Origin of the sequence: Nocardia sp. CC201C (assembly GCF_030010695.1) — a bacterium.
Taxonomy (GTDB): domain Bacteria; phylum Actinomycetota; class Actinomycetes; order Mycobacteriales; family Mycobacteriaceae; genus Nocardia; species Nocardia otitidiscaviarum.
Window position 1 is genome coordinate 1 of sequence record NZ_JASCXP010000397.1, and the last position, 6,968, is coordinate 6,968.

The following is a 6,968-nucleotide window of genomic DNA, read 5'->3' on the forward strand; positions in this document are numbered from 1 at the left end:
CGGTGTTCCGAGCCGACTGGTCGGGCCGCGGTGTGGCTGAACGGTCGAGTCGCCTCGTCGGCCGGGCTCTCGGTGCCGTTCGGCCTGGCCCGCCTGACAGTTCGACGCGATGATCGTCGCGTCGTGGATCTCCGCCGGTCGCGCTGGCGTTGCTCCGGGCCGGGGCGGTATCCGCGACAGGTTGTGCGCAAAGGTCCGTGTGCCCGCTGGAATGAGGTGCGACCGGGGTCACTATCCTCTCGTATGCGCTGGTAGCGGTATTGCCCGGGCGCTGCTGGACGGTAGCTGTGGTTTGCCGAATCCGCGTCCCGGGTACCCGGTTATTTCGTGTGCGCCGTGCCCTCACGGCGCGGAAACGATATACGCCAATTCGCGGGGGAGAGGAGCTGGCATGACTAGCCGCGATCCGGAACCCAGACAACAGCGCCGTTCGGTGGCCGCGGCCGCCATGGGCAATGCCACCGAATGGTTCGACTACGGCGTCTACGCCGCGGCGGCCACCTACATCACGGCCGCGTTCTTTCCCGGAGACCTCGGAGTGCTGGGCACCATGCTCGGCTTCGCGGTCTCCTTCATGTTGCGCCCGCTGGGCGGCATGGTGTGGGGTCCGCTCGGTGACCGCATCGGCCGAAAAGCGGTCCTGGCCACCACGATTCTGCTCATGGCCGCCGCCACCGGCCTGATCGGCCTGCTGCCGACCCACGCCACCGCCGGGGTGCTGGCCCCCATCCTGCTCATCTCCCTGCGCGTGGTGCAGGGCTTCTCCACCGGCGGCGAGTACGGCGGTGCGGCGACCTATCTCGCGGAGTCCTGCGAGGACCGCCGCCGCGGCTTCCTCGGCAGCTTCCTGGAGTTCGGCACCCTCGGCGGTTTCGTGGGCGGTTCGGCGGTGGTGCTGGCCTGCCAGCTCGCGCTGGGGTCGGACGCCATGTACGAGTGGGGCTGGCGCATTCCGTTCCTGCTGGCCGTGCCGCTCGGCCTGATCGGCTGGTATCTGCGCACCAAGCTGGACGAGTCCCCGGTGTTCACCGAGGTGCAGGAGCAGGAGCATCCGCGCACCGGCCTGCGCGTGCTGCTGCGGGACTACCGGCGTGAGCTGCTGACCCTGGGCGGCCTGGTGATCGCGCTGAACGTGGTGAACTACACGCTGCTCACCTACCAGCCGACCTATCTCGAGAACACCATCGGCGTCGACGAGTCGACCACCACGGCCATGATGCTGATCGGCCAGCTGATCATGATGGTGTCGCTGCCCTTCTTCGGCCATCTCTCCGACCGGGTCGGACGGCGGCCGATGTGGCTGGTGTCGCTGCTGAGCCTGGCGGTGCTCGCCATTCCGATGTACTGGCTGATGGGGCAGGGCATCGTCTGGGCCGTCATCGGCTTCGTGGTGCTGGGGCTGCTGTATCTGCCGCAGCTGGCGACGATCACCGCGACCTTCCCGGCCATCTTCCCGACCCATGTCCGCTATGCGGGATTCGCTCTCGGCTACAACGTGTCCACGGCGATCTTCGGCGGTACCGCGCCTCTGGTGAACGAGGCCGTGATCGAGGGCACCGGCTGGACGCTGTTCCCCGCGCTCTACATGGTGGGCGCGTGTCTGGTCGGCCTGGTGGCCTGGGCCTTCCTGCGGGAGACGGTGGGCGCGTCGCTGCGCGGCACCGAGGTGCCCGAGACCGACGCCGTGCCCGCGGTTCCGGCCCGGGTGGCGGCCGCGCCGTCGGCCTGATCGGCATCCGGGGTGGGCGTCCGTCGCGGCGATCACCCCGGGTTTCCGGCGTTCCGGTGTGGTTACCCGGCTATCGGAGGTGGCGATATGGCCTGTGGACCGAAGTTCGCTGTGACCGTCCGGTACGGAGGCGCCGACCAGGCGGGCAGCAATGGCGATGTGTATGTGCGGCTCGGGGATACCGGGGGCGCGACGGGTGAGGCGGCGGTGCATCTGCCCGGCGATCCCACTCAGATCGGGCGTGAGCAGACATTCCACATCGACTACGGCACCGCGCTCGACGATCTCACCGAGCTGTGGGTGCGCGTCGACTCCGAGGAGTCGACCTGGACGCTGGCGGCCATCGACTGGTTCCAGGTGGAGGATCTCGATACTCATACGCTGTGGCAGAGCACGCCGGTTCCCGAGACCGAGCAGGGTTTCGCCGCCGCGGTGGTACCCGAGGAGACCGGCAGTGCCGATACGGTGCTGACCCGCGGATTCCAATTGCACCGGGAGCCGTCCGCCCGTTACCGGATCACCCTGGAGACCGGGCGGGAACCCGGTGCGGGCACCACCGGCAGCATTCTGGTCCGGCTGCTCGGCCATACCGACTGCCATTTGGTGTGGCTGCCGCTGAACGGGCCCACGGAGGATCTGGAGAGCGGCGCGCGTCGCCGCTACGGCCCGTATACGTACATCGCGCACGATCCGCCGACCGACCTCGAGGTCCGGCTCGGGGGGATGAGCGCCGACTCCGACCGCTGGCAGTTGCTGCGGGTGGCCGTGGAGGACACCGCCACCGGCCGCACCTGGGTGGCGGAACCGGATACCTGGTTCGACTGGACCTCGCCGCAGCAGACATTTCCGCTGTCGGAGAAGGACTAGCTCGGAGAAGGACTGGACGGAGCGGCACCCGGCGGAGCTGGACTCGGCTGAGCGCGACTCGACTGAGCCGGCCTCGACTGAGCGCGACGGGGCCGAGCAGGACTCGGTTGAGCAGGACTCGGCCGAGCAGGACTCGGCGGAGCTGGACTCGGCCGAGCAGGACTCGGCGGAGCTGGACTCGGCGGAGCTGGACTCGGCCGAGCAGGACTCGGCCGAGCAGGACTCGGCCGAGCAGGGCGCAGCGGCGCGGGATCCCGGATAGCTCGCCGGTCGTGCGTGATGTGTCGGCGGGGCGCTACTCGACGACGAGTTCGACCGGGATATTGCCCTGGGTGGCGTGCGAGTACGGGCACACCTGGTGGGTGGCCTCGACCAGCGCCCGCCCGGATTCGTTGTGCAGATGTTCGGGCAGTTCCACCCGCAGCACCACCGACAGGCTGAAGCCGCCGCCCTCGCGGCTGTTGAGTCCGACCTCCGCGGTGACGGCGGCCTCGTCGGCGTCCAGCTTCATGCGCTTGGCGACCAGCTGCAGCGCGCTGGCGAAGCACGCCGAGTAGCCCGCGGCGAAGAGCTGTTCGGGATTGGTGCCCGCGCCGTCGCCGCCCAGCGCCTTGGGGCGGGCCAGGGTGAGGTCGAGGATGCCGTCATCGCTGTAGGAACGGCCTTCGCGGCCGACCGAGGTGGCGACGGCGGTGTACATGGGAGCCATGGAGTCCTCCTAGACAGACTTGTCTGTTCACTTCGATGGCCAGAGTAGACAGATCTGTCTGCTATCGTCAAGGGTATGAGTGCCGCCCGCGATCGACTCCTGGACACCGCCACGCGGCTGTTCTATGCCGAGGGCGTCCATACCGTGGGCATCGACCGGATCATTGCCGAGGCGGGTATCGCCAAGGCCACCTTCTACCGGCACTTCCGCACCAAGGACGATCTGGTGGTGGCCTATCTGGCGCGTGAGTACGAGCGCCAGCGCGCCGTGCTGGAAGCCGTGCCCGACTCCGGAATGGCCGCTGTCACCGTGATTTTCGAGCGGCTCGGCGAGCTGAGCTGTGCGCCCGGATTCCGCGGCTGCCCCTTCCTCAACGCGGCCGTGGAATTCCCGGACCCCGCGCACGCCGTGCGCGCGGTGGTGGCCGACTACCGGGACTGGTTCCGGCGGCTGGTGCGCGAGCGGTTGGCGGCGGCCGGGCACGACGACCCGGACACCGCCGCCCACTATCTGCTGCTGGTGCGCGACGGCGTGGCCCTCAGTGGCGGTCTCGGCGATCCGGCGACGGTCCGCGCCGGCGTGGAGACCGCCCTGGCGCAGCTCAGGACTCGGGTAGCTCCAACCCCCGCGCCAGCACCGGCCACGACCGCTTGAGCGCGTCCTCCCAGTAGCCCCAGGAGTGCGTACCCCGAGGTGGCAAATCGGCGGTTACCGGGATGTCCAGCTGCCGCAGCCGGTCCACCAGACTGCGGGTGCACCAGTCGGTCGCGGCCTCGATGATGCCGCCGACCACCAACTGCTGGATCAGTCCGCCGTCATGGGGGCCGAGACTGCGGATATCGCCGGGGGTGTCGCGCGGTCCGGGCAGACCGGTGCCGTTGAACAGGTACAGCTCCAGACCGCGCAGACCCTCGGCGTGCACGTAGGGGTCGTTGGCCACCCACATCGGGTCGTCGGGCGGGCCGTACATGTTGTGCACGTCGCCGCCGCCCGCCGCGACCACCAATTTGACGAACTGCTGGCCGATTCGGTCGCTGATGCGGGCGCAGCCGCTGTAGGCCGCCACCGCGCGGTACAGGCCGGGTGCGGCGATGGGCAGCTGCAGAACGCTGGTGCCGGACATGGACATTCCGGCGATGGCGCGAATCTCGTTGGTGCCCAGAGCGCCGTCGATGAGGGGCGGCAGCTCCTCGGTGAGGAAGGTGCGCCACATATTGGTGCCGAGCTGGGGATCCGGTGCGCGCCAATCGGTGTAGTAGGTGAAGCCGCCGCCGACGATCTGCACCACGTTCACGTTCTTGTCGGCGAAGAATTCGGTCGCGTCGGTATTGCGTCGCCACGTGGCCGTATCCTGGCCGCCCCCAGCGCCGTTGAGCAGGTACAGCACCGGCCGGGGCACCGAGGTGTCGGCGGGACGCTGCACCTCCACCACCACGTCGCGGTCCATGGCGGCCGAGTGCACGGTGAGAGTGATGTTGCGGGCGTCGCGGACGCGGTACGAGGAGATGGTGGAGCCGTCCGCGGAAACCGGTGTGGCCATGAGGGTTCCGGTGGTGGTGACCGGGTCGGGCGGTGGCCCCGCCGCGGCAGGGCCCGGCGTGCCGGGCAGTGCGCAGGCGAAAACCACTGTCAGCGCGAGCAGTAGCGCTCGCGCCCTGATACGACGAGTCAACTCAGGGCCCCTGTGGTAGCTGGCGGATGCGGACTCCCGGACCCCCGCGGGACGCCGAAATGCTACTTATGCCCCGATTTCCATGGGGGTGCAATGTCACATTCCGGCCACGGTTTGTGATCGGAGTCTCATGACACGCATGGTGGCGGGTTCGACGACTCGCCGCGCTTCTGGGTTACAACAGAAGAGACGGCAAATACGTGGTTAATGAGCGTTGCGTGAGCAATGAGCGTTCGGGGAGTGCCGACCGAAGGGCGAGCACGTGCGACGACAAGCGATCCACCGCCTGATCCGGGCCGTTGCGGCCACCATGACCCTGCTGTGCGCCGGTGTGCTCTGGGCGGGCGCGGCCCACTCCGATACCGGAAGCGCCTCCGGTTCCGCCTCGGGCAGCGGCAGCGGCTCGGCCTCCGGCAGCGCGTCGGGTTCGGCGCAACTGCCGCTCGCCAGTCCCCGGGCCATGGTCGCGCTCGGCCTGGCCACCACCCAGACCGGTAAGCCCTATCGGTGGGGCGGCACCGGACCCGACGCCTGGGACTGTTCCGGGCTGGTGCAGTGGGCCTTCCGCAGCGTCGGCATCGACATGCCGCGCACCACGTGGCAGCAGGCCGAGGCCGGGCTGACCGTGCCCGTCGGCGCACTGCAGCCGGGGGATGTGATCGTGCTCAACGGCGACGCCTCGCACGTGGGCATCTACGCGGGGGCCGGGCAGGTCCTCAATGCGCACTCGCCCGGGGTTCCGGTCGGACTGACCCCGCTGTCCGACTTCGACATCTTCTCCGTGCGCCGGTTCTACTGATCGAGCGTCAGTCGCAGAGTCCGCGCAGCAGCGGGCCGTACTCCGGGTGGTTGAGCGCGGAGGCGAACTGGGCGACCAGGTAGTCGGCCGGATTGCCGGTGTCGTACCAGCGGCCGCGGATGACCTGGCCGTAGACCGGGGCGTCGGCGGCGAAGGTGTTGATGGCGTCGGTCAGGTACACCTCGCCGGTGCGGTGGGTGTACCAGTTGTCGACCTGGCGGCGCAGTTCCGCGATGATGCCGGGGGTGACCACGTAACCGCCGATGGCCGCGTAGGAGGAGGGCGCGTCCGCGGGCTTGGGCTTTTCCTTCAGGCCCGAGATGCGCATCAGGCCGTCGCTGTGCTCCTCCTCCACCACCGGCACACCGTAGCGCTGGGATTCGGCGGGGTCCATGGGCATGAGGGCCAGTACCGGTGCGTCGGTCTTCTCGTAGGCATCGATGAGCTGCTGGGCGCGCGGCACCTCGGCGACGAACACATCGTCGGGCCACAGCACCAGCATGGGCTCGTCACCCAGGGTGCGGGCGGCGTTCAGCACCGGGGTGCCGTTGCCGTAGGGGCCGTGCTGGTCCAGGTAGGTGATATGGCCGAGGCGGCCGAGTTCGCCGACCTCCTCCACCGCATCGGCGTACGCCTGCTTGCCGTCGGCGCGCAACTGCGCCACCAGGGCGGGATTGGGCCGGAAGTGGTCCTGGATCAACGACTTTCCGGCGCTCACCACGATGGTGATATCGGTGATTCCCGAGGCGACCAGCTCGCGGACCGTGTGCTCGATCACCGGTTTGTCGCCGACCGGGAGCATCTCCTTCGGGATCGCCTTGGTGAGCGGCAGCAGGCGGGAGCCGATACCCGCGGCGGGGATCACGGCCTTGCGAATAGTCATGCCCCGATCATCACACATCCGCGGCGTCGTACCTGTCGGTAGCCGAGCGTAGATTCCTCGATGTGAACACCGCCGCCGAACCGACTGACGGGTACGTTGTGCCTGGTCAGCGGCCCGGGGCGGGATCGGGCAAATCACCCGCAGCACACCGTTCGGTCGGGTCTGACTCCCAGCAGACCGACAGCCACCTCCCAGTCGACGACGGGTCGAACGGTCGCCCGGATCGGCGGCCGGACGGGCCGAAGGGGCCGGGCGCGGTGCCGGAACGGTGCGACGCGGCGGCGGTGCCGCGAGACAGGGCGGCGCATC

At 69.1% G+C, this 6,968-nt stretch carries 7 protein-coding genes; 4 read left to right on the forward strand and 3 right to left on the reverse strand.

The genetic code is table 11. From position 1 onward, the window contains the following. Positions 1-391 precede the first annotated feature (391 nt). Together QK444_RS29625 and QK444_RS29630 are read left to right on the forward strand one after the other, a co-directional pair. Positions 392-1,729 carry an MFS transporter gene (locus QK444_RS29625; protein WP_282785419.1) on the forward strand — a complete coding sequence of 446 codons (1,338 nt, stop codon included), beginning with the start codon at positions 392-394 and terminating at the stop codon, positions 1,727-1,729. 87 nt (positions 1,730-1,816) lie between these two features. Continuing rightward, positions 1,817-2,596, forward strand: a complete 780-nt coding sequence (locus QK444_RS29630; RefSeq protein WP_282785420.1) for a hypothetical protein — start codon at positions 1,817-1,819, stop codon at positions 2,594-2,596. 295 nt (positions 2,597-2,891) lie between these two features. Here QK444_RS29630 and QK444_RS29635 read toward each other — a convergent pair whose 3' ends face one another. Then, the gene (locus QK444_RS29635; RefSeq protein WP_029929268.1) at positions 2,892-3,305 is read right to left on the reverse strand and encodes an organic hydroperoxide resistance protein; all 414 of its coding nucleotides are present in this window, start codon (positions 3,303-3,305) and stop codon (positions 2,892-2,894) included. A gap of 75 nt (positions 3,306-3,380) precedes the next feature. On the opposite strand from QK444_RS29635, the gene QK444_RS29640 reads away from it, so the two are divergent. After that, positions 3,381-3,959: a TetR/AcrR family transcriptional regulator gene (locus QK444_RS29640; protein WP_282785421.1), complete on the forward strand. Its 579-nt coding sequence runs from the start codon at positions 3,381-3,383 to the stop codon at positions 3,957-3,959. On the opposite strand, the gene QK444_RS29645 is transcribed toward QK444_RS29640, so the two are convergent. Continuing rightward, positions 3,907-4,977, reverse strand: coding sequence for an alpha/beta hydrolase family protein (locus tag QK444_RS29645; RefSeq protein ID WP_282785422.1), 1,071 nt, complete (start codon positions 4,975-4,977; stop codon positions 3,907-3,909). The two genes, QK444_RS29640 and QK444_RS29645, sit on opposite strands and share 53 nt — an antisense overlap. A 310-nt stretch (positions 4,978-5,287) precedes the next feature. Here QK444_RS29645 and QK444_RS29650 point away from each other — a divergent pair, with 310 nt between their 5' ends. Further along, positions 5,288-5,776: an NlpC/P60 family protein gene (locus tag QK444_RS29650; protein ID WP_195144504.1), complete on the forward strand. Its 489-nt coding sequence runs from the start codon at positions 5,288-5,290 to the stop codon at positions 5,774-5,776. A gap of 7 nt (positions 5,777-5,783) precedes the next feature. Here QK444_RS29650 and QK444_RS29655 read toward each other — a convergent pair whose 3' ends face one another. Continuing rightward, positions 5,784-6,659, reverse strand: a complete 876-nt coding sequence (locus tag QK444_RS29655; RefSeq protein WP_282785423.1) for a UTP--glucose-1-phosphate uridylyltransferase — start codon at positions 6,657-6,659, stop codon at positions 5,784-5,786. Positions 6,660-6,968: the final 309 nt, after the last annotated feature.

Bases quoted from the DNA above. Each gene is read 5' to 3' on its own strand.
- QK444_RS29625 (WP_282785419.1), top strand. From the start codon at position 392: ATGACTAGCCGCGATCCGGAACCCAGACAACAGCGCCGTTCGGTGGCC.
- QK444_RS29630 (WP_282785420.1), top strand. From the start codon at position 1,817: ATGGCCTGTGGACCGAAGTTCGCTGTGACCGTCCGGTACGGAGGCGCC.
- QK444_RS29635 (WP_029929268.1), bottom strand. From the start codon at position 3,305: ATGGCTCCCATGTACACCGCCGTCGCCACCTCGGTCGGCCGCGAAGGC.
- QK444_RS29640 (WP_282785421.1), top strand. From the start codon at position 3,381: ATGAGTGCCGCCCGCGATCGACTCCTGGACACCGCCACGCGGCTGTTC.
- QK444_RS29650 (WP_195144504.1), top strand. From the start codon at position 5,288: ATGACCCTGCTGTGCGCCGGTGTGCTCTGGGCGGGCGCGGCCCACTCC.
- QK444_RS29655 (WP_282785423.1), bottom strand. From the start codon at position 6,659: ATGACTATTCGCAAGGCCGTGATCCCCGCCGCGGGTATCGGCTCCCGC.